We start from the raw sequence: 25176 nt of genomic DNA, 5'->3' as shown, positions 1-25176 counted from the left end.
GCCTCGGCTTGGACCGCGTTGACTAGGTACAATTCCCTTTATGTCCGAAGAAGCCGTAACAACCCCGTCCCCATTTGTTCACCTGCGCGTACACTCCGAATTCTCGGTCGTGGACGGCCTCGTGCGCATCCCCGACCTCATCAAGCGCGTGGCCAAGCTGGGCCAGCCCGCAGTCGCCCTGACGGATCTGTCGAACCTGTTCGGCCTGATCAAGTTCTACAAGGGCGCGCGCGGTGCCGGCATCAAGCCGATCGCCGGCTGCGATGTCTGGTTGTCCAACGATGACGACCCTGCCAAGCCTTTTCGCCTGTTGCTGCTGGTGCGCAACCATCAGGGCTATCTCAATCTCTGCGAATTGCTGTCCAAGGCCTTCCTGACAAACCAGGGCAAGGGCCGCGCGGAGATCCGCCGCGAATGGCTGCAGGGACAGGAGGGGCTGATCGCCCTGTCGGGCGGGCGCGGCGGCGACGTGGGTCAGGCGCTGGACGCCGGCAATGCCGTGTCGGCGCTGGCGCTGGCGCGCCAGTGGGCGCACCTGTTCCCGGGCAGCTACTACATCGAGTTGCAGCGCGCCGGCATGGACGGCGACGAAGCCTATACCCAGGCCGCCATGCGCCTGGCGAGCGAGGCCGGCCTGCCGGTGGTGGCGACGCATCCGGTGCAGTTCCTGGACGAATTCGAATTCCAGGCGCACGAGGCCCGGGTCTGCATCGCCGAAGGCGAAATCCTGGCCAACCCGCGCCGCGTGCGCCGGTTCAGCAAGGAGCAGTACCTGCTCAGCTCCGAGGAAATGGCGCGGCGCTTCGCCGACGTGCCCTCGGCGCTGGCCAACACGGTGGAAATCGCCAAGCGCTGCAATCTCAGCCTGGTGCTGGGCAAGCCGCGCCTGCCCAACTTCCCCACGCCGGAAGGCGTGGGTCTGGACGACTACCTGGTCCAGCTGTCGGAAGAGGGCCTGGAAAAGCGCATGGAGTTCCTGTTCCCGGACGCCGCCGAACGCGAGTCCAAGCGCGAGCAGTACTACGAACGCCTGCGCTGGGAATGCAAGACCATCATCCAGATGGGCTTCCCCGGCTACTTCCTGATCGTGCAGGACTTCATCAACTGGGGCAAGAACAACGGCGTGCCGGTGGGGCCGGGGCGGGGCTCCGGCGCGGGCTCGCTGGTAGCGTACGCCCTGGGCATTACCGACCTGGATCCGATCCGCTATGACTTGCTGTTCGAGCGCTTCCTGAATCCCGAGCGGGTCTCCATGCCCGACTTCGATATCGACTTCTGCCAGGACAACCGCGAACGGGTCATCGACTACGTCAAGGAAAAGTACGGCCGCGCCGCCGTGAGCCAGATCGCCACTTTCGGCACGCTGGGCGCCAAGGCCGTGGTGCGCGACGCCGGACGGGTGCTGGACATGCCCTACATGTTCTGCGACGGCCTGTCCAAGCTGATCCCGTTCAACCCGATGGATCCCTGGACCCTCGAACGGACCCTGAAGGACGAGCCCGCCTTCAAGGACCGCTACGAGCAGGAAGAGGAAGTGCGCGCGCTGGTGGATCTGGCCAAGCCGCTGGAAGGCCTGACCCGCAACATCGGCATGCACGCCGGCGGCGTGCTGATCGCGCCCGGCAAGCTGACCGACTTCTGCCCGCTGTATTGCCAGCCCGGCCAGGAAAACAGCGCGGTTTCGCAGTTCGACAAGGATGACGTCGAGGCCGCCGGCCTGGTCAAGTTCGACTTCCTGGGCCTGCGCAACCTGACCATCCTGGACTGGGCCGTGCGCTATGTGCGCCAGTTCAACGAGGACAAGCGCGACTTCGACGTCATGGCCCTGGCGCTGGACGATCCGGCCGCCTACAAGATCCTGTGCGACGCCAACACAACCGCGGTGTTCCAGCTGGAATCGCGCGGCATGAAGGAACTGCTGAAGAAGCTGCGGCCCAACACCTTCGAAGACATCATCGCCATGCTGGCCCTGTATCGACCGGGGCCGCTGGAATCGGGCATGGTGGACGACTTCGTCAACCGCAAGCACGGCCGCGCCGCGGTGGACTACTTCCACAACGACCTGGAAAGCACGCTCAAGAGTACCTACGGGGTCATCGTCTACCAAGAGCAGGTGATGCTGATCTCGCAGATCATCGGCGGCTACTCGCTGGGCGGCGCCGACCTGTTGCGCCGCGCCATGGGCAAGAAAAAGCCCGAGGAAATGGCCAAGCACCGCGAGCTGTTCGAGCAGGGCGCCAAGGAAAAGGGCCATGACCCGGACCTGGCGGTCAAGCTGTTCGACCTGATGGAGAAATTCGCGGGCTACGGCTTCAACAAGTCGCACTCGGCCGCGTACGCGCTGATCTCGTACCAGACCGCCTGGCTCAAGGCCTACCATCCGACCGAATTCCTGGCCGCCACCATGTCCTCGGACATGGACGACACCGACAAGGTCCAGATCTTCTGCCGCGACGCCCAGGACAATGGCGTCGAGGTGCTGCCGCCGGACGTCAACTTTTCCGGCTATCGCTTTGAACCGGTCGTCGACAAGCACACCAAGAACGGCAAGCCGCCGCGCACCATGCGCTACGGCCTGGGCGCGGTCAAGGGCACGGGGCAGGGCGCGGTCGAGGACATCCTGCGCGCGCGCAAGGAAGGCGGTCCCTTCCTGAACCTGTTCGACTTCTGCCGCCGCGTCAGCAAGCAGGCGGTCAACCGCCGCACCATCGAGGCCCTGATCAAGGCCGGCGCCTTCGACACCATCGAGCCCAACCGGGCGGCGATGCTGGCCTCGGTGCCCACCGCCATGGAAGCCGCCGAGCAGGCGGCGCGCAGCGCCAACCAGGCCTCGCTCTTCGGCGACGACAGCGGCGACGTGGTGGCAGGCGAACTGGCCAAGGTCGCACCCTGGGATCTGCACAAGAAGCTGACCGAGGAAAAGTCCGCGCTGGGCTATTACTACAGCGGCCATCTGTTCGACGCCTGGCGCGATGAAGTGCGCCGCATCGTCCCCATGCAATTGGTGCGGGTCGAACCGCAGCGCGACCTGCAATGGATGTGCGGCGTGCTGGCCAGCGTGCGCGTCATGATGACCCGCCGCGGCAAGATGGTTTTCGCGGTGCTGGACGACGGCACCGCGCAGGTGGAAATCTCGGTCTTCAACGAGCTTTACGAAAAGCACCGCAACCGCCTGCGCGAGGACCAGCTCGTGATCGTCCAGGGCAAGGTCAGCAATGACGACTACTCCGGCGGCATGCGCATCGTGGCCGAACAGCTCTACGACCTGCAACTGGCGCGCGAAGCCCGCGCCAAGTCCCTGCGCGTCAAGCTCAACGGCAGCGCCGACGCCGCCCGCCTGCGGCAGATGCTGAACCCGTTCCGGGCCGAGCCGGAGAACGGCATTCCCGGCGTGCCGGTCGATATCGTCTATACCAAGAATAATTTCCTGTGCACGGTCCGCCTGGGCGAGGAGTGGCGCGTCCGCATGGCCGACACGCTGCTCGCCAACCTGAATGAATGGACCAAGCCGGATGGCGTGGAGGTCACCTATTGATGCCTATGCGTATCGTTCACTCGGAAGCCGCCACCAGCTTTGGCGGTCAGGAAGGCCGGATCTTCAAGGAAATGACGGCCATGCGCGCGCGCGGTCATCATATGGAAGCGATCTGCCAGCCCAAGGCGCTGTTGGCCGAACGCCTGTCGGACGCCGGCTTTCCGGTGCACACCCTGGAAATGGATGGCGCGGTCAATTACCTGAAGGGCATCGCCACCATCCGCGGCATCCTGCGCGAAGGGCGCTTCGACGTGCTCAATACCCACAGCCGGCGCGACACGGTCATCGCGGCGGCCGCCGGCCGGCTGGCGGGGACGCCGCTCATCGTGCGGACCCGGCATCTGTCCAACAAGGTGGGATCGCTCTGGTCCTACACCTGTCTGCCGCACAGGGTCACGACGGTCAGTGATCATGTGCGGCAACACCTCATCGACCGCGGCGTGCCAGCCGGCAAGGTGGCCACCGTCTATTCGCCCATCGTGCTGCCGCCGCCGGTGGAGCGTTCCACACTGCGCGAAGAGCTAGGCTTGGCTGATGACGACATCGTGGTCGGCTGTGTGGCCGTCATGCGCGCCACCAAGGGCCACAAGGACCTGATCGACGCGATTGCGCCGCTGATGGCCAGCCGGCCCAAGCTGCACCTGGTGTTCGTCGGCGGCGGTTCGCCGGTGTTCGAGCAGACCCAGGACTATGTAGCCGAGCTGGGTTTGCAGGACCGCATCCACCTGATGGGCATGCGGCGCGACGTGCCCAACCTGCTGGCGGGTTTCGACCTCTTCGCCCTGGCGACACAGCAGGAAGCGTCCGGCACCGTCTATGTCGAGGCGCAGGCCAGCGGCCTGCCCGTGGTAGGTACGGACGTGGGCGGCGTGTCGGAAATGTTCCGCGACGGCGAAACCGGCATCCTGGTACCGCCCAAGAACCCCGAAGCGCTGACTGCCGCGCTGGTGCGCCTGATCGACGATGCCGATCTGCGGCGGCGCATGGGCGAAGCCGGCCGCAAGATGGTCTGGGACGAAGGCGTATTCTCGCCCGCCCGCCTGGCGGAAACCACCGAGGCCGTCTACACCAAATGGCTGGCGGAGCGCGCGGGATGAATGCGCCCAACGTCCCGGTGCTGATGTATCACCACGTCACGCCGGCCGGCGGCATGATCGCCGCGACGCCCGAGGTGTTCGAGGCGCAGATCGCGCGCCTGGCCCGTGCCGGCTACCAGTCCTTGTCCGTCGATCAGTTCGCGGCCTACCTGGCAGGCGGCGCCGCGCCCGAGCGCTCGGTGCTGATTACCTTCGACGATGGCTACCTGAACAACTGGGTGCACGCGCATCCGGTGCTGGCGCGCCACGGCATGCGCGCCGTGCTGTTCACCATCACCGGCTGGATCGGCGACGGGCCGGTCCGCCCGCATGCCGGCCAGGGCAGCCCCTTGCCCGCCACGCCCGACCACGACGCCTGCAAGCAACTGGTGGCGGCGGGCCGTGCCGACGAGGCCATGCTGCGCTGGAGCGAGATCGAGGCCATGCAGGCGGCGGGCACCTTCGAATTCCATTCCCACACCCATACCCATACGCGCTGGGACAAGGTCTGCGGCGCCGACCAGGACGCCAAGCGCGCCCATATCGCCCAGGAACTGCAGGATTCCCGCGACACCCTGACGCGTCGCCTCGGATCCGTCAGCGACCACCTCTGCTGGCCGCAAGGCTACTTCGATGCGGACTACGTGGCCGCGGCGCGGGCCGCCGGATTCCGGCACTTGTACACTACCGACCCTTTTGGCCAGAACACCCCCGGCGCGGATCCCGAACACATTTATCGTTTCGCGGTGCGCAACCAGGGCGGCTCCTGGCTGAACCGGCGCATCTGGCTGTCGCGCGATCCCTTCTGGGGGCCGCGCTTTCATGCCTGGAAAGCCTGGAAAAAGCGTCTCAGGAATCGCGGATGAAGCTATCAGTCATCATCATCACCAAGAACGAGGTGGCGAACATCGCCGCCTGCATCAAGTCCGTGGCCTTCGCCGACGAGTTCATCGTGGTGGACTCGGGCAGCACCGACGGCACCGTCGAAGTCGCGCGCGCCCTGGGCGCCAGGGTGGAAGTCACCCCGGACTGGCCCGGCTTCGGCCCGCAGAAGAACCGCGCGCTGGATCTGGCGACGGGCGACTGGGTGCTGTCCATCGACGCCGACGAGCGCGTCACGCCGGAGCTGGCCCAGGAAATCCAGGAAGCGCTGCGCGCGCCGCGCGCCGATGCCTACGAGATTGCGCGCCTGTCGAATTTCTGCGGCCGCGACATCCGCCACAGCGGCTGGTGGCCCGACTACGTGCTGCGCCTGTTCAAGCGCGGCACGGCGCGTTTCAACGACGTCGCCGTGCATGAGCGGGTGGTGCCGGCCAACGGCAAGCCGCTGCAGATGCGCGGCTATTTCCACCACTATCCCTACGACAACCTGGATGCGCTGATCACGAAGGTCAACCGCTATTCTTCCGACGCCGCCGCCATGATGTACGCCAAGGGGCGGCGCACCTCGGTCTTCGGCGCGCTGGGCCATGGCTTCTGGACCTTTGTGCGGATCTATCTGATCCGGCGCGGCTTCCTGGACGGCAAGCACGGCCTGGTGCTGGCGGTCGTGGCCTCGGCCGGCAGCTTCTTCCGCTATTCGAAGCTGATGTTCCTGGCCGAGAAGAAGAAGTGAAGATCCTCTACACCAACTTCCACGCCGGCAATGGCGGGGGCCACGTCACCTACATCATCAATCTGGCCAAGGCCCTGTCCAAGGACCACCAGATCACGATCGCGGCGCCGGCCACCAGCCGCCTGTACCGCTACGCCAAGGCGATTCCGGGGGTGACGGTCGAGGACATGCAATACACCACGCGGCCTTCGTCCTGGTTCAAGGACCGTGCGCAGTTGCGCCGGCTGATCAAGGCCGGCGGCTTCGACATCATCCATGCCAACGGCTCGGCCGACCACAAGCAGGTCATGCTGGCCACGCTGGGCATGCGCCGCCGCCCGCGCATCGTCTTCACCAAGCACAACGACCATCCGCTGACGAGCTTCGGCCACAAGTTGCGGGTGGCGCTGGCGACCGACCACGCCATCGCGGTCAGCGACTACGTCCACGGCCTGATGCAGCATTCGCCCTACGGCAAGCGTCCCATCACCACCATCCGCCACGGCATCGACACCAATTTCTTCGCGCCGCCGCCGCCGGAAAGCCTGGACAAGCTGCGCACCATCTTCTTCGGGCCCGACTGGCAAGGCAAGCTGCTCTTGGGCAGCGCCGGCGGCACCGACTATGACAAGGGCTGGCTGGACCTGGTGGCCGCGGCGGCAGCCTTGCCGCCGGAAGACCGCGCGCGGGTATTGCTGATGGTGGCGGGCGATCCGCCCAACGAAGCCAAGCTTGCGCGGGTGCGCGAACTGGGCATGATCGATCAGGTCCGCTTTCCGGGGCTGCTCGATGACGTGCGGGCCGCGCTGGCCTCCTGCCATGCGGGTTTTGTGCTGTCCTATCGCGAAGCCCTGTCGTTCGCCTGCCGCGAGATCATGGGGCTGGGGCTGCCCGCCCTGGTCAGCGACGCGGGTGGCCTGCCCGAGAACGTCACCGATGGCGTCGACGGCTGGATCGTGCCCGCGCGCGACGTCCCCGCCATCACGGCCAAGCTGCGCTTCATGCTGGACCATCCCGACGCCGTGCGTGCCATGGGCGCCCGGGCGCGGGAAACCAGCCTGCGGGATTTCAATCTGGAACGTTTCGCCGCCGCCACACTGGACGTATACCGACGCACGCTGGGATAAGACCGGGCTTTATAATCTGTCCCTATGTCTATCCCCATACTCATGTACCACCAGATCGGCGAGCCCAATCCCAAGGGCACGCCGTTCCGCGGCCTGACGGTGCACCCCGACAGCTTTGCCCGGCAGATGCGCTGGATGCGCAGGCTGGGCTATCGCGGCCTGTCCATGCGCGACGTCATGCCTTATGTGCGCGGCGAACGCCAGGGCAAGGTATTCGGCATCACGTTCGACGACGGCTACCGCAACGTGCACCACAACGCCATGCCGGTGCTGAGCGAACTGGGTTTCACCGCCACCAACTACTTCGTGGCGCGCCAGTTCGATGGCGGCAACGTGTGGGATCTGGAAAAAGGCATTCCGTTTTCGGCGCTGATGACCGTGAACGAAATGCGGGAATGGGCCCAGGCCGGCAACGAAGTCGGTTCGCACACGCTGGACCACGTGCACTTGCCCCAGATGTCGCCCGACGAGGCCCGCCGCCAGATCGTCCAGTCCAAGGACGAGCTGGAGCAGGCGCTGGGCGCGCCGGTCACCGCCTTCTGCTATCCCTACGGCGACCACGGCCCCGAACACCGCGCGATGGCGCGCGAGGCCGGCTACGACAACGCCACGTTGACCCAGCGCGGCCTGGCGGCCGCCTCGGACGATCCCTACGGGTTGCCGCGGGTCACGGTCTCGCGTTCCACCAACATCATCCGTTTCCTGCAGAAGTGCCTGACCCGGTATGAAGACTCCCGCCGGCGCGGCTGAGCGGCGGCTGCGCATCGCGCTGCTGGTCGACCGCTTCGGCAATCGCTTTGGCGGCGCGGAAGCCTATGGCGTGGAACTGATGCGGGTGCTGGGCCAGCGCCATGACGTATCCATCGTGGCGCGCGACTTCGACAGCGACTTGCCGTTTCCCTTCCTGCCCGTACGTTTTCCGAGCTGGTTGCCCAGCTGGATGCGGGTGCTGTATTTCGCCTGGCGCGCCGACCGCCTGACCCGTGGCCGCTATGACATCGTGCATTCGCACATGAACGGCTGGGCCGGCGAAATCCAGGTCATGCACGTGACGCCGGTGCGCTACAACCGGCTGACCCGCGTCAAGCCCTTGCAGCGTCTGACCGCCTGGCTCAGCCCGCGCCTGGCCACCTATCTGGTGCTGGAAAAGCTGCGCGTGCGCCGGGCGCCCGCAAGGCGCGTGGTGGCGGTATCGGGCCTCATCATGGACCAGCTGCACCGCAGCTATGGCCCGCAATTGCCGGTCGACATCATCGCGCCCGGGGTCAAGCTGCCGACCGCGGCGCAAATGGAAGGGCGCGAGGCTACCCGCGCCAGCCTGGGCTGGGACGCAGGCACCATAGGCTGTCTGCTGGTGGCCCGCAATCCCTTGCGCAAGGGATTGCCGGCGCTATTGGACGCCCTGGCGCAACTGCCGCCGCAGTACCGGTTGCTGGTGGTGGGGGCGGACGAGCCTACCCGCGAACGCGTGCGCGCGGCCGGCGCCATCGCCAGCCGCGTCACTCTGATCGAACCTACCCCCGATGTCGCCCGCTACTTCAGCGCCGCCGACATCTACGCGCATCCGACCCTGAACGACAGCTACGGCATGGCGCCATTGGAAGCCATGTCGCACGGACTGCCGGTGGTGGTGAGTTCGCCCGCCTATTGCGGCTTTGCGCAGTATCTGTCGGCGGGGAAGGACGCGCTCATCCTGCAGGACCCCCGCGACGGCGCTCAACTGGCGCAGGCGCTGGAGCGGCTGGGCTCCGAACCGGAATTGCGGGCGGCCCTGACCGAGCGCGGTCTTGAAATCGCCCGCGAGCAAAGTTGGGAAACGGTGGCGGCGCGCTACGAGGCGCTGTACCACAAGGTGCTGCAAGAGCGCGGTTGAGGCGGGCGCGGGTCCGGGCTTGCCGGCTGCGTTTCAATGGCTGGGTGCCGTGGCCTGTTCGAGTTCGCCCAGCCAGCGGATCGCATGTTCGCGGCCGGTGCCGCACATCTCGGCCTGGGGCTGCAACCCGCCGCAGAAATCCGGCCGGGATGGCTGGCCGAAAATCGCGCAGCGCATGTCCGGCAGCAGCTGGATACAGGGCGCGCCGGCGGGCTTGCCTTGCGGCATGCCAGGAATCGACCGGGTGATCGACGGCGCGATGCAACAGGCGCCGCAGCCGGGCCGGCATTCCAGCGCGGCGGGCGCCTGTGGGTTCAGACCCATCCGCGCAACCAATAGACGAACAGGCCGGCGTATTCCTTGATGATGGAGCGGCTGGCGTCGAACGTGCGCTGGTCTGGCAGCCACAGCGGCAGCGATCCGTCCGCGGGCGCCACGATCTGCGGCGGTGCCGGAGCGGCGACGGCTTCCACGCCTTGCTTGGAAAAGGCCGCCATGGCCCGGGGCATATGCAGCGCTGATGTCACCAGCAGGACTTTGCCGATTCCGCGGGATTTGAGCTGGTCCTCAGTCAGGGCCGCGTTTTCATAGGTGGTGCGGCTGGAGTTCTCCAGGATCAGGGCAGTTTCCGGCACGCCCTGCTGGCGGATGGCGTGCGCCATGCCGCGGGCTTCGCTGACGTCGCCTTCCAGCGCGCCGCCCGACAGCAGCACCTTGGGCGCACGCCCGGCCAGATAGAGCTGGGCAGCCGTGTCCACGCGCACTACCGCCGTGTCCTTGTCATAGGGCAGGAACCAGTTGGCGCGGCCATTGGCGGTATTGCCTCCCAGCACCACGATGGCGTCGGCCGTCGGGGACTCGGAAGGGGCCAGATGCGGATAGCGGGATTCCAGCGCGCCGCCCAGCCAAAGCGAGGTGGCCGGCAGCGACCAGGCCAGCGCCCAAAGCAAGCCTGCGACGATGAGGGTGCCGCCGGTCTTGCGCAGCCGGAACAGGCCCAGCACCAGTCCGATGACGACCAGGGTCACACACAAGTTGTAAGGAATGATCAGATTCGTGAGATAGCTGGACAAGGTCATTTTGAAACAATCCTGATTACTGCGTCTCGCCCAGCAGGAGGTCGGCCTGCTGCTCAACTTCCTCGACGGACGGCCATGCATGCTCCGTGCCTACGCACACGGCCCGCGGCGACCACGGGCCGGTGCGCCCCGGGCGCGTTACGCCAAACAGGGTCAGTTCCCTGGCATCGGCTGCCGCAGCCACGTGCGAGACGCCGGAATCGTTGCAAATTACCAGCGCCGCCCGCGCCGTCAGGGCCGCGAACGCGCCCAGGGACAGGGGAGGCAGCAGCAGTGCCGTGGGCGCATTGCGCCGCGCCTCCTCGGTTTCGGCCGGAGGGGGGCACATTACCACGGTATGGCCGCGAGCCTGCAGGGCGCGGGTAAGTGTATCGAATCCCGGCCAGACCTTGATCTTGCCCTTGTGCAGCCCCGTGGCAGTGGGGGCGATCAGCACGAAACGCTGGCCCGCCAGCCCGGCCGCCTCCAGCGCCAGATCGGCCGCGCCCTGGTGGGCGGAGGTCAGGGGCAAGTCCAGGGTGGGGCCGGGTTCGGCCGGGCCGCTGGGCAGGCCCCAGCGGGTCAGGGCCTCGCGGGTCAGGTGATGCCAGGACTGCACCGCGTGCAGCGAATCGCCGGGCTTGGCAACGGGCCAACGCAACAGGAAGCTGCGGCCGTCGTCGCGATAGCCGGCCGAGGGCAGTCCCGCCAGCCGGAACACCAGCGCGCTGGATAGCGAATCCGGCAGCAGCAGCCCGCGGGCGCGGCGCCCCAGGGGCCCCAGGCCGCGGCGATGGGCGCTGACCGCCGCCCGGTCGGGACCGACCTTGCCGCGCATGGGGATGAAATCCTGCTTGGCCACGCCGTCGAGCAGGTCGCGGGCCCAGGGACGGGCGCAGATCACCAGGGGCAGGCCGCTGGCGTGCAAGGCGCGCAGGCTGGGCAGGCTCATGCAAACATCGCCCACCCAATTGGGTAACCGGACGTACAGGCAACTGATATCGGACATGGAAGGGCGCTGGGCGCGTTAAGGCTGAAGGGGACATGGCCCGGACGGCGACTTGTCGCGCAGCCGGTACAATTCTCGCCACAATTGTATAAAAGCGAGTGATCCCTTTGAATTCTGCCGCACGCAACGCGCCCGCGAGCTCCCAACCTGTCAAAGCTGAACTCTGGAGTCGGATCTACAGCCGCGTGGGCTCCTACTGGAAGGGATTGTTGCTGGCCGTCCTGCTGATGGCCGGCGCGGCAGCCACGCAGCCGGTCCTGGCCGTGATCATGAAGCCTCTGCTGGACGGCGGCTTTTCGGGCGCCAAACCGTACTACGTCTGGGCCTTGCCGCTGGCGGTGGTGGGCCTGATCCTGCTGCGCGGCATCTGCAACTTCTTCAGCGACTACCTGTTGGCCTGGGTGGCCAACAACGTGCTGCTGGGCATGCGCCGGGACATGTTCGAGCGCCTGCTGGGCCTGCCCGACGCCGACTTCAAGCAGGGCGACACCGGCCGCCTGCTCAACCGCTTCACCATCGACGCCGGCAACGTCACGGGCTACGCCACCGATGTCATCACGGTGCTGGTGCGAGAAACCCTGGTCGTCATCGCCCTGATCTGCGTGCTGCTGTACATGTCCTGGGTGCTGACGCTGATCATCCTGATCATGCTGCCGGTGTCGGTGCTGATCTCGCGCTTCTTCATCAAGCGCCTGCGCCGCATCAACCGCGAAACCGTCAACATGAACGCCGAGTTGACCCGCGTCGTGGGCGAGGGCATCGACGGCCAGCGCGTCATCAAGCTGTTCGACGGCTATGAAGTCGAGCGCGGCCGCTTCGATTTCGTCAGCCGCCGCCTGCGTCGCTTCGCCATGCGCACCGCCACGGCGGACGCCGCCCTGACGCCGCTGACCCAGGTCTGCATTTCCATCTCGGTCGGCGCCGTCATCGCCGTGGCGCTCAGCCAGGCCAACCACGGCGCGCTGACCGTGGGCAGCTTCGCCTCCTTCATGGCGGCGCTGGCCCAGATCTTCGATCCCATCAAGCGCCTGACCAACGTCGCCGCCCGCATGCAAAAGATGCTGGTGTCCGCCGAAAGCGTGTTCACGCTGATCGACCAGACGCCCGAAAAGGACACTGGCACCAGGGAACTGGCCGAGCCGGTGCGCGGCAAGGTGGAATTCCGCCACGTCCAGCATCGCTTCCCCGATGCCGACCGCGATACGGTCAAAGACATTTCCTTCACGGTGGAGCCCGGCCAGACCGTGGCCCTGGTAGGGCGCTCGGGCAGTGGCAAGACCACCCTGGTCAATATGCTGCCGCGCTTCGTGCTGGCGGATAGCGGTTCCATCCTGGTGGACGACACGCCGATCGACGAGCTGACTTTGCGCAGCCTGCGCTCGCACCTGTCGCTGGTGAGCCAGGACGTGGTGCTGTTCGACGACACCATCGCGGCCAACGTCGGCTACGGCGCATTGGGCAAGTCCAGCGAACAGAAGGTGCGCGATGCGCTGGCGGCGGCCAATCTGCTGGAGTTCGTCGAAGGACTGCCGCAGGGCCTCAATACGCCGGTGGGCGAAAACGCCGCCCGCCTGTCCGGCGGCCAGCGCCAGCGCCTGGCGATCGCCCGCGCGCTGATCAAGAACGCGCCCATCCTGATCCTGGACGAAGCCACCTCCGCGCTCGACAACGAATCCGAACGCCAGGTCCAGGCCTCGCTGGAGCGTCTGATGAAGGGCCGCACCACGCTGGTCATCGCGCACCGCCTGTCCACGGTGCAGAACGCCGACCGCATCATCGTGCTGGACGCCGGCAAGATCGTCGAACAGGGCCCCCACGCCGAGTTGCTGGCCGCCAACGGCCTGTACGCCTCGCTCTACAAGATGCAATTCCGCGACGATTGATCCGGTCCGCGCAGGCGGCTGTTTTTTCCTGTCGCATTTCCGGATTGCCAAGCGCCCGGATTGCCGGAAAATGGAGCCGGGCCTGCCGGCAGGCCCGGCCCCGGCCCGATGCGGGCGGGGCGGCGCCGCCAGGCGCTTTGGTCCGCCGAGCATCAGGAGCGCCCCATGTCCCTGCCTGCCGAAGGCAATCAGCTAGTCAATGTTGTCGTCCTGCTGGGGGCTGCGGTCGTCGCGGTTCCCTTGTTCAAACGCCTGGGGCTGGGATCCGTCCTGGGATACCTGGCCGCAGGCCTGGTGATCGGCCCGTTCGGTCTGGGCTTGTTCTCCGATCCCAAATCCATCTTGCACGTGGCCGAACTGGGCGTGGTGATGTTCCTGTTCATCATCGGCCTGGAAATGCAGCCCTCCCGCTTGTGGAAGCTGCGAGGCGAGATCTTCGGCCTGGGCGTGGCGCAGGTACTGGCCTGTGGCGGACTGCTGACGGTGGTCGGCCTGCTGGCGGGGCTGTCGGGTCCCGCGGCTTTCATGGCCGCAATGGGCTTCGTGCTGTCGTCCACCGCCATCGTCATGCAGATACTGGCCGAGCGCGGCGAAACCGCCAGCGCGCAGGGCCAGCGCATTGTCTCGATCCTGCTGCTGGAAGACTTGGCCATCGTGCCCTTGCTGGCCCTGGCGACCCTGCTGGCGCCGGCGGACAACGCCAGCCATGGCGATCCCTGGATGCAGTCGGCGATCGCGGTGGCCTGCATCCTGGCGCTGCTGGCCGCCGGCCGCTGGCTGCTCAATCCCTTGTTCCGTCTGCTGGCCGCCGCGCATGCGCGCGAGGTCATGACGGCCGCCGCCTTGCTGGTGGTGCTGGGCGCGGCGCTGCTGATGGAACTGGGCGGCCTGTCCATGGCGATGGGCGCCTTCCTGGCAGGCGTGCTGCTGTCCGAGTCCACCTTCCGCCACCAGCTGGAGGCCGAAGTCGAACCCTTCCGCGGCATTCTGCTGGGCCTGTTCTTCCTGGGCGTGGGCATGTCGCTGGACCTGTCGGCGGTGGCCCGCGAGTGGCCGCTGATCCTGGCAGCGGTGGTGGTGTTTATGCTGGTGAAGTCGGTGGGCGTGTATGTGGTGGCGCGGGTGCTGCGCGCCACCCACGCCGAGGCCATGACCCGCGCCGCCTTGCTGGCGCAGGGCGGCGAATTCGCCTTCGTGCTGTACGGGGCGGCGGCGGCTGCCGGCATCTTCGATCCGCATACCGGCGCCGTGCTGACCGCGGTCGTCATCATTTCCATGGCGCTCACGCCGCTGTGCGTGCTGGCGCTGCGCTGGCTGCTGCCCAAGCCGCAGCCTTCGATGGAGGGCGTGGACGTGGCCAAGGATCTGGAGGGCTGCGCGCTGATCGTGGGGTTCGGCCGCTTTGGCCAGATCGTGACCCAGGCGATGCTGGCGCGCGACCTGACGGTGTCGATCCTGGACACCGATACCGACGCGATCCGGGCGGCGGCCAAATGGGGCGTCAAGGTCTATTACGGCGACGGCACCCGCGTCGACATGCTGCGCACCGCCGGCGCGGAGAATGCCTGCGCCATCCTGATCTGCATCGACGACCCGAAGGCGGTCAACCACATGGTCAAGCTGATCAAGGCGGAGTTCCCGCTGGTGCGGGTGGTGGTGCGCGCTTATGACCGCATCCATTCGCTGGCGCTGGCCAAGGAAGGGGTGGATTACCAGGTGCGCGAAACCCTGGAATCGGCGTTGGCCTTCGGCGAGGCCGCGCTGCGCGTGATCGGCGTGCCGCCCGACGAAGCCGCCGAGGTGGTGCAGGACGTGCGCAGGCGCGACACCGAGCGTTTCGACCTGGAGGTGGCGGGCGGGCTGTTCGCCGGCCGCTCGCTTCTTTACGGCAATATGACCAGCGCTCCGGACGGCCGCAACGACCAACCCGACCGGGAAACCGAGAAGGCCGCGGCCAGCCCGACCGCGTAACCGACTATTTCCTTATCGTTGCATTACTTTTCGCATCATTTCACGCGCAGGCGCTGGTGGCTGAGGTAGATTTGTCCGCACTGACTCTTCATCCATGACGAGCATTTGCCAGGGGGCTGCCATGCTGCAATCGGATCGGATTTCCACGACGCCGCACGCTGTTGGAGTAGAACTGGCCCGGCGGCAGGCCTTGGCCTTGCGCTGCGGGTTTTCGGCGGGTTCCATGCGCCAGCTCATGTCGCACACGGGCGGTGCGGGCCCGGCATGGTCCATCGGCGCGCATCGCGAAACCGACAGGGCCAGGGGCGCCAAGGCCTTTCCCTTCCGCATCGCGGCGGTCGCGGCGGGCTGAGGGAAGATCCAGGCGGGCAGGGCGGGAATTTTTTTAGGGCCGGATCTTGCGTGGCATGTCCGGGGGCGGCATCATCAGCGGCGTAAATGTCTGCTGGAAATGAACCGCTTTCCCCCGACATCCCCTGCGTAGGAGCGCCGTATTGAAGTCTCGCGGGCTTATGCATCGCGCCTTGTATGCATTGGCGGTGCTCGTCGCGATTGGTATCTGCGCGGCTGCGGTCGCGCTGCTCTGGATCGACCGGCGCGCCACTTGGGAATCCGCCCACGCCTCCGCGCGCAACATCACCGGCGTGCTGTCCGCGGATATCAGCCGCACCCTGCATGTCTACGACTTGTCGCTGCAAGGCATGGCGGAACGCCTGCGCGAACCCGGTCTCGACCGGCTCGCGCCCGAAACCCAGCACCGTTTCCTGTTCGACCGGCCATCCACCGCCGAATACCTGGGCGCCGTGGTGGTGCTGGATAAGAACGGCAACATCCGCTACCACTCCGGGGGGCTTGATGTGCCGGACGTGAGTTTCGCCGACCGGGATTTCTTCCAGGTGCATCGGGATGCGGACGACGTCGGCATGTACGTCAGCAAACCGTATCGCAGCCGCCTGCGCGACGGCGACGAGAGCATCGCCATCAGCCGGCGCCTGTCCAATCCGGACGGCAGTTTCGCCGGCGTGGTGGGCGGCTCGCTGCGCCTGGCCTACTTCCGCGACCGTTTCGCCGCGCTGTCGATCGGCGAGCGCGACGAGATCAGCGTCTTCCGCAACGATGGCCTGCTGCTGCTGCGCGCCCCGTACTCGCTGAACGACCTGGGCAGCGACATCGGCATGACGCTGGATTTCCAGCAGTTCCTGATCCGCCGCGAGGGCTCGTTCGAGGGCGCGCTGTCGCCGGATGGCGTGAACCGCTACTACACCTTCGCCAGCATCGAGGACACGCCGCTCATCATCGACGTTGCGATGGACGTGGACGAACTGCTCGAACCCTGGGACCGCCGCGCGCTCTTCATCATCCCGGTGACCACGGCGTTGCTGCTGTCGGTGGTGGCGCTGATCGTGCTGTTCAGGCGCGAGATGGCACTGCGCAAGGCCGTCGAGACGCAACTGGCGATACAGGCGCGCACGGACGGACTGACGGGCCTGGCCAACCGGCGCGCGTTTGACGAGACGCTGGCGCGCGAATGGCAGAATGCGCGCCGCGAACGCGTGCCGCTGTCGCTGCTGTTCTTGGATGCGGACCATTTCAAGCGCTACAACGACCGCTATGGCCACCAGCAGGGAGACCAGCTGCTGATAGCGTTGGCGCGCGTGCTGAAGAAAAAGGCCCGGCGTCCCCGCGATCTGGCGGCGCGCTACGGGGGCGAGGAATTTGTCGTGCTGTTGCCCAACACCAGCCGCCAGCGCGCGGTGGAGATTGCGGAGAGCATACGGCGGACAGTTGCCGGCCTGAAGGTGCCGCACGAGGACGCCGCCGCCGGGATCGTCACGATCAGCGTCGGGGTCGCGACCTCGGTGCCGCAGGCCGACGATACGCTGGCCAGTCTGGTGGAGGCGGCCGACGCTGCGGTCTATCGGGCCAAGGAATCCGGCCGCAACCGCGTGGCGGTCGCAGGGACGTGATCCGGCGCAGCATGAAAAAAGCCCCGCCGCGCTCATCGCGCGGCGGGGCTTTCTAATGCCGCCTGGGCTTAGCGGCCGACCATCACGGCCTGCATGCGCGTCTGCGCCTGCTGCACGTTCTTGGCTTGCGCATTCAGGTCCTGCAGCAGTTTGTTCAGCTCGGCCTGCACGGCGGGATCCTGGACCTTGACGATGGGGCCGGAAATGTCAATCTGCGCGGCGTGCGCGGCGACGTAATCGGCGATCTTCAGGCTGCTGTCGAAGGTCGCGTTCAGTTGCGGCAGCACATCGCGGAAGGTGTCGGCCGGCAGGCTGACGGTCTTCTCGTAGGCCTTGTCGTACACGGCCTTCAGGTCTTCCGGCTGCTTGAGCTGCGCGCGCGCGGCGTCGGCCTTGGCCTGCTGCTCCTTCAGCGCCGCGCCCATTTCATTGAGCGAAGCCTGCACGGTCTTCAGGTCGTCGCGACGGGTCACGATGTCATTCAGCGAGCGCATCGAGCCTTTCTGCATGATGCCGGACAGGGGCTTGACCGAGGCATCCATGCCAGCGTTGAAGTCCGTGATCACCGCATATTGCGCCGCGTAGTCGCCGAAGGACTTCTTCTCTTCATCCGTCAGCTGCGGGACGCGCACGCCGGGCTTGTCGACGATACGGGTCTGCAGGAACTGCGTGAACGCGGCACGCTGTTCGGGTTCCTTGTTGCCGCAGGCGGCCAGCATCAACGGCAGCGCAGCGGCCAGCACCAGGAACGGACGGAATAGGGACTTCATCGCATCGAACTCCTAAAAGCGAAGTAAAGAAATAGTCAGGGTATACCCTGAAGGCGCCCGCAGCTTATCGGGTCGTCTTCCTTGCCGCCATTGCTTTCAGAATTGTTTGCAATCGAATCGTTAAGAAACACAATTCACACATAATGAAGTGAAATCGCGACGACGACCTGTTACGCGTGCGCGCGTCGCGCCTTATTCCTGGACGGCGATTTCCCGCAATGCCGCGGTCAGCAGCTCCGCGGAACGGGACAGCGAGCGGCCCGCGCGCCGCAGGATGCCGATGTGCCGGTATAGCGGCGGGCCGCTGATGGCAACACAACGCAGACGGTTGGTATCGCCTTCGCGGGCTGCCAATTCAGACAGGATGGCTACGCCGAGTCCTTGCGCCGCCATTGCCAGCACGGTCGAGTTGTAGACCACCTCATACGCCGCCGGCAGCGAAATCTTCAATTTATCGGCCGCCGCTTCGATGTGCGTGCGGATGCTGCTCTCCCGCACCGGCAATATCAACGGATGCTCGGCCAAGTCCTTCAGCGTCACCGTGTCCGGCGCGGCCCAGGGGTAGTCGTGCGCCATGTAGGCGCAGAAGCGGTCGGTCACCAACTGCTCCCAGACCAATTCCTGATCGCGCTTGATCGGGCTGCCTATTCCAAAGTCGACCTCGCCGCTGCGGGTCATGTCGTTGACCCGGGAGGCCACCGTGTCGCGCACACAGACGGTAATGCGAGGGTAATCGCGGTTCAGCCTGTGGATGGCCTGCGGTAGCAGGCCGGCGGCCAGTGAGGGCAGCACAGCGACGGTTACGGTGCCCCGTTCCCGATCGCTGGTGTCGCGGGCATGGGTGACCAGGTCTTCGATTTCGGCCACCAGCTTCTCGATCCGCGGAAAGAGCTCCTGGCCCCGGGGTGTCAGGCTGACGCTGCGGTGGTTGCGATCGAACAGCCGCGTGCGCAGATGGGACTCGAGCTGCTGGATCTGTATGGTCAAAGCCGACTGCGAAATATTCAGTTCGTGAGCCGTCCTGGTGAAGTTGCCCAGACGCGCAATCGTGAGGAAGGCGCGCAACTGTTTGAGATCACTCAACATTATCGAAACTCCGGTTCAAGGCAGGACGATTCAACAATCGTTTTTTTGGAAAAGAATGTTCTGTTATTTGAATTTTACGAATCGCATGCCGCTGAGTATATTGCCTATCGAACGCCTGGCTCAAAAAGGCGGCGAATAAATAAATGAGACAAAGAGGGAGGGCTCCGCATGGCCGGACATTGTGCCTCACGCCAGAGGCTTCAAACGCTGCAGCGAATAATGGATTCGATAAACGCCGCAGCTGAAAAGTGCGCCGGACTTTTTCTTATAGGAATGGTCCTGGCTATTTCAATTTCTGTATTTGTACGGCTGCTCTACACCTATACGGGTATTCCTTTTTCCACGCCCTGGGCGGAAGAACTGGGCCGCTTCATGATGGTCGGAAGCGTCTTCATCGGCGGCGCCGTCGCGACCTATCGCCTGCGGCTGATCGGCGTCGATGCCTTCATAGGCATGGTGCCGGAGTCGGTCGCCCGCTGGCTGCGCGTGGTGGCGCATATCCTGACCTTGATGCTGGCGCTGCTCTTGGCCTGGAAATCGATCAGGCTGATAGAACTCGGCATGAGGCAGACATCGCCCGCGATGGAAATGCCCATGGCATACATCTACATATTCATGTTCATTGGCTGCGTGCTCATGAGCCTGAATACCTTCACGCACGTCATCAAGGAATTGCTGAGCGTTGAAGTATCGCAGCAGGGCGGCGAGGCGGAACGAGTTGCCGCCGCCATGCAAAACAGTGAAGGAGGGGCGCTGTGATTCCGGTTCTGTTCTTGTCATTTACGGCGATCCTGATCATCGGTGCGCCCATCGTCACCGCCCTGGGCATGTCGGCCGCGTTCGCCTTGCAGGCGGGCGACCGGTCGCTGCTCATCGTGGCGCAGATGGCGTTCCAGTCGCTGGATTCGTTCAGTCTGATGGCCGTGCCGTTCTTCATCCTGGCCGGGCATCTCATGTCCTCGGGCGGCGTGGCTACCAGACTGGTGCAACTGGCCAATGCCTTCGTCGGCTGGATCCGGGGCGGCCTGGGCGCGGTCGCGGTGCTGACCTCGCTGCTGTTCGCGACGGTTTCCGGTTCGTCGTCCGCCACGACCGCGGCGATCGGCTCCGTGCTGATTCCGGAAATGGAAAAGAAGGGCTATCCGAGGTCATTCGCGGCCTCCATTGCCGCATCCTCCGGCGAGCTGGGGGCGATCATTCCGCCGTCGATCCCGATGATCGTGTACGCCTTGACGGCCAACGTATCGGTCGGGTCGCTGTTTCTCGCGGGCATCCTGCCGGGGCTGCTGATCACCGTGTCGCTGATCCTGACAGTCTGCCTGGTCGCCCGCTTCCAGGGTTTCGATGAAGTCACTGCGGTGAGCTTTGGCGGGTGGCTGAAAGGCGTCCTGGTAGCCCTGAAGGATGCAACGCTGGCGCTGATGATGCCGGTCATCATCCTTGGGGGAATCTACGGCGGCTTGTTCACCGCCACGGAAGCCTCCTGCATCGCGGTGCTTTATGGGCTGGCGCTGGGGCTGTTCGTCTACAAGGAAATAACGGTCAAGGATCTGCTGGGCATTTTCGCGCGCTCCGCGGTGATGTCTTCCATCATCCTGCTGATCGTGGCCTTCGCCGCCGTGTTCGCGTACCTGCTGACGATCAACCAGGTGCCGCAGCAGGTCGCTGCCATGCTGGGGTCCGTCACGACCAATCCGATCGTGTTTCTGCTGCTGGTGAACGTCATGCTGTTCCTGGTCGGCATGTTCATCGAGGCATTGGCGGCGATCCTGATCATCGTGCCCATCCTGGCGCCCATCAGCCTGACTTTCGGCATCGATCCCATCCACTTCGGCATGATCGTCATCACCAATCTGGCGGTCGGCATGGTGACGCCTCCGGTCGGCGTGAACCTGTTCGTGGTGTGTGAAGTTGCCCAGTTGAAAATGCACCAGTTGGCGAAGTACCTGGTTATCTTCCTTGCCGTGCTGGTGCTTGATGTCCTGATTATTTCTTACGTGCCCGCCATTAGTACTTTTTTCTTATAAAAAATAATCCGGCCGCCTGACGGCAGCGCCTGTCGGGCGGCTGGAAAATCGAGGAGATGGATGTGAAGCTATTCAAGAAACTGTTTGGCGCCGGCGCCCTGAGCGCCCTCATGTTTGCCGCGCCGTCGCATGCCCTGAACATGGATGTGGGGCACACGCTCACGACGGACAGTCCGTTTCACGTGGGGGCGCAGAAGTTCGCCGACGTGCTGAAGGCGAAATCGAACGGGAAAATCACGATTTCCGTGTTCCCGCATTCGCAACTGGGCGGCGAACTGACCATGATCCAAGGCGCCGTGGCCGGCGCCACCGACCTGGTCATCACGGGTCAGCCGACCTTGAACGGCATCGTCAAGGAATTCCTGGTCTTTGACTCGCCGTTCCTGTTCGACAGCGTGGAGCAAGCCAACCAGATCCTCAACGGGCCGGCGGGCGACAAATTCATGGAAGTCCTGCCCAAGTACGGCCTGGTCGGCCTGGGCTGGTTTTCGGCAATCGAGCGCAACGTCTTCGGCAACAGGCCCGTCAACTCGGCTGAAGACCTCAAGGGCATGAAGATCCGCGTCATCCAGTCGCCGGGTTACGTCGAAAGCTACAAGGCCCTGGGCGCGCAAGCGACGCCCATGGCTTATTCGGAGCTGTATCTGGCCCTGCAGCAGAAGGTGCTCGACGGCGGCGAAACCACGCCGGACCAGTTTGTCTCGGACAAATTCATCGAGGTGTCCAAGTACTTCAACATGACGCACGTCAACATCCATCCGGCGCTGCTGCTCATGTCCAAGGATCGCTGGGACCGCTTTTCGCCCGCGGAACAGAAAATGATCAAGGAGTCCGCGGACGAGGCCATGGCTTACGCCCGCGACTATTACAAAAAGGTCTACGACGAGGGGATGAAGACGATGCAAACGAAAGGGGTGTCCATCGTCTACCCCAGCAATCTCGATTCCATGGTGCAGGCTACGCGGCCCGTTGTGAAAAAGCTCGTCGGCGAAGCCCCCAATGGCCAGGCGCTCTATGACGCGCTGATCGCCGCCAAGCAGAAGCAGTAACGGGCGCGAACGGCACAGGCCCCGGCGCTTTCATAGTCAAGAGAAACTGGACAGATTGATGACACCTTTCAACCAACCCCAAAACCTGCGCGTGCTGATTACCGGAGCAGCCGGAAATATCGGCCTTTGCCTGCGCTCGCAGCTGCGCGGCCGCTATGCCTTGCTGCGTTTGGCCGACATCGCACCGCAGGAACCGGCGCAGGCAGGCGAGGAAACCTGCACCATGGACGTCCGGGACATCGAGTCCCTGGAACGCTGCATGGAGGGTATTGACTGCGTCATCCATCTGGCCGGCATTCCCGGCGCCGATGTCTGGGAAAAAATCCTGCCCATGAATATCGAGGGTTGCTACAACGTATTCGAGGCGGCCCGGCGCCAGAACGTGCGCCGGGTGATTTTCGCGAGTTCGAATCACGCTATCGGCTACCACCGGCGGGAAAAGTTCCTCGATGACACCGTGCAGCCCAGGCCGGATTCTCTGTATGGCGTATCGAAGGTATTCGGCGAGGGCCTGGGCCGGATGTATGCGGACAAGTACGGCATGTCCGTCGCCTGCTTGCGGATCGGGACCTTCCGCACGCCGGACCGCCCGAGCGAGGCGCGGCAGCTATTGACCTGGATCAGCCACCGCGACATGGCGCAACTGGCGGCGCGTTGCGTGGAGCACGAGTCCTATCATTTCACCGTGGTCTATGGGGTGTCGAACAACCTGCGCAACCGCTGGGACAATTCCAACGCGAAATTCCTGGGCTACGCGCCGCAGGACGATTCCGAGGTTTTCGCCGCGGAGATCCTGGCCCAGAACATCCCCGAGGATCCCATCGCGGCGCAGTTCCATGGGGGCTTTTATTGCCCCCTGGAATTCGTCGGCACCACCGACAGGATCTCCTGAAATCAGACCAGGATGATGTCGTACTGCTCTTGCGAGTACGCGCCTTCCACTTCCAGCGAAATGCGCTTGCGCACGAAGTCGCCCAGCATCGCCAGATGCTGGCTTTCTTCTTCAAGAAACAGGTCGACCACCTCTTGCGAGGCCAGGATGCGGAATTCCTTGGGATTGAATTGCCGCGCCTCGCGCAGGATCTCGCGCAGGATTTCATAGCAGACCGTGCGCGGCGTGCGCACGTTGCCGCGCGCCTCGCACATCGGGCAGGGCTCGCACAGCTGATGCGCCAGCGAATCGCGGGTACGCTTGCGCGTCATTTCCACCAGGCCCAGCTGTGTAAAGCCGTTGACCGTCATGCGGGTGCGGTCGCGCGACAGCGCCTTCTTCAGTTCGGCCAGCACGGTTTCGCGGTGTTCCTGTTCCTCCATGTCGATGAAGTCCAGGATGACGATGCCGCCCAGATTGCGCAGCCGCAGCTGGCGGGCGATGGCCTGGGCCGCTTCCAGGTTGGTCTTGAAGATGGTGTCGTCGAAATTGCGGCCGCCCACGAAGCCGCCGGTGTTGACGTCGACCGTGGTCAGCGCCTCGGTCTGGTCGATGATGAGGTAGCCGCCCGACTTCAAATCCACTCGGCGCGATAGCGCCCGTGCAATCTCGTCGTCCACATTGGCGGTGTCGAACAGCGGACGCTCCCCACTGTAATGCTGAATGCGGTCCACCACCGAGGGGGTATAGACCCGCGCCCACTCCAACATCGCGGCGCTGGTCGTGCGGGAATCCACGAGTATGGCGCCGGTGTTCGGACCCACCATGTCGCGCAAGACGCGCTGCGCCAAGGTCAGATCCTGATGCAGCAGAGCAGGGGCGGGCTGGGTGCGGGCTGCTGCCTGGACGCTGGTCCACAGTTTGCGCAGATATTCCAGGTCCGCCGTCAGCTCCTCGTCATTGGCGCCTTCCGCCTGGGTGCGGACGATGAAGCCGCCTTTTTCCTCGGCGGGCATCAAAGCCTGCAGGCGTTCGCGCAACTGGATGCGCTCGGATTCGTCGTCGATCTTCTGCGAAATGCCGATATGCGGGTCGTGGGGCAGGTAAACCAACATCCGGCCGGCCATGCTGATCTGGGTCGATAGCCGCGCACCCTTGGTGCCCAGGGGGTCTTTGACCACCTGGACCATGATGGTCTGTCCCTCGAAAAGCAGCTTTTCGATGGGCGTGGGGGTGAGCCCCTGGCTTCTTTCGCCACGATTTTCACGCAGATCGGCGATATGTATGAAGGCCGCGCGCTCCAGTCCGATATCGATGAAGGCGCTCTGCATGCCAGGCAGCACGCGGACCACTCGTCCAAGATAGATATTGCCGACATGGCCCCGCTGAATGCTGCGTTCTACGTGCAGTTCCTGCACCGACCCTTGTTCCACCAGCGCAACGCGGGTTTCAAAGGGGGTGACGTTGATCAGGATGTCTTCGCTCAGGGCGATGGCTGGGGGCATAGCGTGTTCGTCTCCAGTAAGGTGCGGCGTACAGGCGAATAGTAAACGTAGGGCAAGGCGGACGAGGCAACTATCCATATGGGACGACTGCTGGATTCCCACTATATATAGGGGCGAGCTATAGGGGCGAGCGGCGCGTGGCTCCAGTGTGGGCAGACGTAAGCGCGATGCTGCGCCGCCCGCAGAAATCTGTGCTATAGTCTCGCTCCTTCGCAGTTCAGACAGTTTTGAACCGCGAAGCCAAGCAAGCACAACAGGTCGGGCAAGAAGATTCGAGCCAGGTCTGCCGCAAAGCGTTCAGAGATGAGCGGTGCGCGGTGATTGCAAGGATTGCAGCAAGTTAGGCAAAAGCCAGTTGCGCAATCTGCAAAAATCGTGTTATAGTCTTGGGCTTGGCAGCTGCCGAAAACTTAGGGTTAACCCTGATATTTCGATAGCTGCTAAAGAGAGGCGGACCTGAAGAGGTCGCAGGCAAGAAAGCGTAACGATGGATGTGACGCTGACTTGACAAGCGATAAAAACTTCTTCATAATCTCGTTTCTCTGCTGCAAACAACGCGGCGCCAGCGAAAGCGGCGTAGCGAAGCGAGCAGGCAGTAAGTAGTACCGAATTTAGCAGTACCGCTCTTTAACAATTAAACAACCGATAAGTGTGGGCGCTTGATGCGAGTGCAGTGTGACTGGGTTTTAAACCCCGGCCACAAGCACAATGAAATCAAGTGCTCACTAGAAGTGAAGTACCTTAGACGTCAAGTTTAAGAACATACCTCACTTCC

At 64.5% G+C, this 25176-nt stretch carries 21 protein-coding genes; 15 read left to right on the top strand and 6 right to left on the bottom strand.

What is annotated here, in order from left to right:
- The first annotated feature begins 40 nt into the window (after window positions 1–40).
- The 7 genes from dnaE to AC3WOB_RS07020 are packed head-to-tail and all read left to right on the top strand — an operon-like array spanning window position 41 to window position 9205.
- Complete coding sequence (gene dnaE / locus AC3WOB_RS07050; protein ID WP_492274625.1) at window positions 41–3535, top strand: DNA polymerase III subunit alpha; 3495 nt, start codon at window positions 41–43, stop codon at window positions 3533–3535.
- Window positions 3532–4632 (top strand): glycosyltransferase family 4 protein, encoded by a 1101-nt coding sequence (locus tag AC3WOB_RS07045; RefSeq protein ID WP_492274624.1) that lies wholly within the window; start codon window positions 3532–3534, stop codon window positions 4630–4632. Before dnaE ends, AC3WOB_RS07045 begins: the two co-directional genes overlap by 4 nt.
- Window positions 4629–5477: a polysaccharide deacetylase family protein gene (locus AC3WOB_RS07040; RefSeq protein ID WP_492274623.1), complete on the top strand. Its 849-nt coding sequence runs from the start codon at window positions 4629–4631 to the stop codon at window positions 5475–5477. Before AC3WOB_RS07045 ends, AC3WOB_RS07040 begins: the two co-directional genes overlap by 4 nt.
- Window positions 5474–6226, top strand: coding sequence for a glycosyltransferase family 2 protein (locus AC3WOB_RS07035; RefSeq protein WP_013392671.1), 753 nt, complete (start codon window positions 5474–5476; stop codon window positions 6224–6226). Before AC3WOB_RS07040 ends, AC3WOB_RS07035 begins: the two co-directional genes overlap by 4 nt.
- The gene (locus tag AC3WOB_RS07030; RefSeq protein ID WP_013392672.1) at window positions 6223–7332 is read left to right on the top strand and encodes a glycosyltransferase family 4 protein; all 1110 of its coding nucleotides are present in this window, start codon (window positions 6223–6225) and stop codon (window positions 7330–7332) included. The genes AC3WOB_RS07035 and AC3WOB_RS07030 overlap by 4 nt, the downstream gene beginning before the upstream one ends.
- 24 nt (window positions 7333–7356) lie before the next feature.
- Window positions 7357–8082, top strand: a complete 726-nt coding sequence (locus tag AC3WOB_RS07025) for a polysaccharide deacetylase family protein (protein WP_013392673.1) — start codon at window positions 7357–7359, stop codon at window positions 8080–8082.
- Window positions 8057–9205: a glycosyltransferase family 4 protein gene (locus AC3WOB_RS07020; RefSeq protein ID WP_013392674.1), complete on the top strand. Its 1149-nt coding sequence runs from the start codon at window positions 8057–8059 to the stop codon at window positions 9203–9205. The genes AC3WOB_RS07025 and AC3WOB_RS07020 overlap by 26 nt, the downstream gene beginning before the upstream one ends.
- A gap of 33 nt (window positions 9206–9238) precedes the next feature.
- Here AC3WOB_RS07020 and AC3WOB_RS07015 read toward each other — a convergent pair whose 3' ends face one another.
- The 3 genes from AC3WOB_RS07015 to AC3WOB_RS07005 are packed head-to-tail and all read right to left on the bottom strand — an operon-like array spanning window position 9239 to window position 11272.
- Window positions 9239–9529: a YkgJ family cysteine cluster protein gene (locus tag AC3WOB_RS07015; RefSeq protein ID WP_492274622.1), complete on the bottom strand. Its 291-nt coding sequence runs from the start codon at window positions 9527–9529 to the stop codon at window positions 9239–9241.
- Window positions 9520–10284 (bottom strand): YdcF family protein, encoded by a 765-nt coding sequence (locus AC3WOB_RS07010; RefSeq protein ID WP_492274621.1) that lies wholly within the window; start codon window positions 10282–10284, stop codon window positions 9520–9522. The genes AC3WOB_RS07015 and AC3WOB_RS07010 overlap by 10 nt, the downstream gene beginning before the upstream one ends.
- A gap of 16 nt (window positions 10285–10300) precedes the next feature.
- Window positions 10301–11272, bottom strand: coding sequence for a glycosyltransferase family 9 protein (locus AC3WOB_RS07005; RefSeq protein WP_492274620.1), 972 nt, complete (start codon window positions 11270–11272; stop codon window positions 10301–10303).
- A gap of 107 nt (window positions 11273–11379) precedes the next feature.
- Between AC3WOB_RS07005 and msbA the strand changes: the two genes are divergently transcribed.
- From msbA to AC3WOB_RS06985, 4 genes are all read left to right on the top strand, one after another.
- Window positions 11380–13155: a lipid A export permease/ATP-binding protein MsbA gene (gene msbA / locus AC3WOB_RS07000; RefSeq protein ID WP_013392678.1), complete on the top strand. Its 1776-nt coding sequence runs from the start codon at window positions 11380–11382 to the stop codon at window positions 13153–13155.
- Between the two features lie 165 nt (window positions 13156–13320).
- Window positions 13321–15126 (top strand): monovalent cation:proton antiporter-2 (CPA2) family protein, encoded by a 1806-nt coding sequence (locus tag AC3WOB_RS06995; RefSeq protein WP_492274619.1) that lies wholly within the window; start codon window positions 13321–13323, stop codon window positions 15124–15126.
- Between the two features lie 121 nt (window positions 15127–15247).
- On the top strand, window positions 15248–15478 hold the full coding sequence (locus AC3WOB_RS06990) for a hypothetical protein (RefSeq protein ID WP_013392680.1): 231 nt from the start codon (window positions 15248–15250) through the stop codon (window positions 15476–15478).
- A 160-nt stretch (window positions 15479–15638) separates the two neighbouring features.
- A complete protein-coding gene (locus tag AC3WOB_RS06985) occupies window positions 15639–17093 on the top strand; it encodes a GGDEF domain-containing protein (RefSeq protein WP_013392681.1) in 1455 nt (484 codons plus the stop codon).
- Window positions 17094–17161: 68 nt separating this feature from the next.
- Here AC3WOB_RS06985 and AC3WOB_RS06980 read toward each other — a convergent pair whose 3' ends face one another.
- Window positions 17162–17863, bottom strand: a complete 702-nt coding sequence (locus AC3WOB_RS06980; RefSeq protein ID WP_013392682.1) for a DUF3053 domain-containing protein — start codon at window positions 17861–17863, stop codon at window positions 17162–17164.
- Between the two features lie 192 nt (window positions 17864–18055).
- On the bottom strand, window positions 18056–18949 hold the full coding sequence (locus tag AC3WOB_RS06975) for a LysR family transcriptional regulator (protein WP_013392683.1): 894 nt from the start codon (window positions 18947–18949) through the stop codon (window positions 18056–18058).
- Between the two features lie 219 nt (window positions 18950–19168).
- Here AC3WOB_RS06975 and AC3WOB_RS06970 point away from each other — a divergent pair, with 219 nt between their 5' ends.
- From AC3WOB_RS06970 to AC3WOB_RS06955, 4 genes are read left to right on the top strand one after another with little or no spacing between them, the layout of a single operon-like run.
- Window positions 19169–19708: a TRAP transporter small permease gene (locus AC3WOB_RS06970; protein ID WP_237709988.1), complete on the top strand. Its 540-nt coding sequence runs from the start codon at window positions 19169–19171 to the stop codon at window positions 19706–19708.
- The gene (locus tag AC3WOB_RS06965) at window positions 19705–20976 is read left to right on the top strand and encodes a TRAP transporter large permease (RefSeq protein WP_013392685.1); all 1272 of its coding nucleotides are present in this window, start codon (window positions 19705–19707) and stop codon (window positions 20974–20976) included. The genes AC3WOB_RS06970 and AC3WOB_RS06965 overlap by 4 nt, the downstream gene beginning before the upstream one ends.
- 56 nt (window positions 20977–21032) lie before the next feature.
- Complete coding sequence (locus AC3WOB_RS06960) at window positions 21033–22025, top strand: TRAP transporter substrate-binding protein (protein WP_013392686.1); 993 nt, start codon at window positions 21033–21035, stop codon at window positions 22023–22025.
- Window positions 22026–22083: 58 nt separating this feature from the next.
- Window positions 22084–22917, top strand: coding sequence for an NAD-dependent epimerase/dehydratase family protein (locus tag AC3WOB_RS06955; protein WP_013392687.1), 834 nt, complete (start codon window positions 22084–22086; stop codon window positions 22915–22917).
- Between the two features lie 2 nt (window positions 22918–22919).
- Here the strand turns inward: AC3WOB_RS06955 and rng are convergent, their stop codons facing one another.
- Window positions 22920–24383, bottom strand: a complete 1464-nt coding sequence (gene rng, locus AC3WOB_RS06950; protein ID WP_041655367.1) for a ribonuclease G — start codon at window positions 24381–24383, stop codon at window positions 22920–22922.
- Window positions 24384–25176: the final 793 nt, after the last annotated feature.

This window comes from Achromobacter sp. FW305-C-30-7 (genome assembly GCF_058783105.1).
Note: the sequence above shows the minus strand (reverse complement) of the source record. Positions and strands in the feature narration are given on the sequence as shown.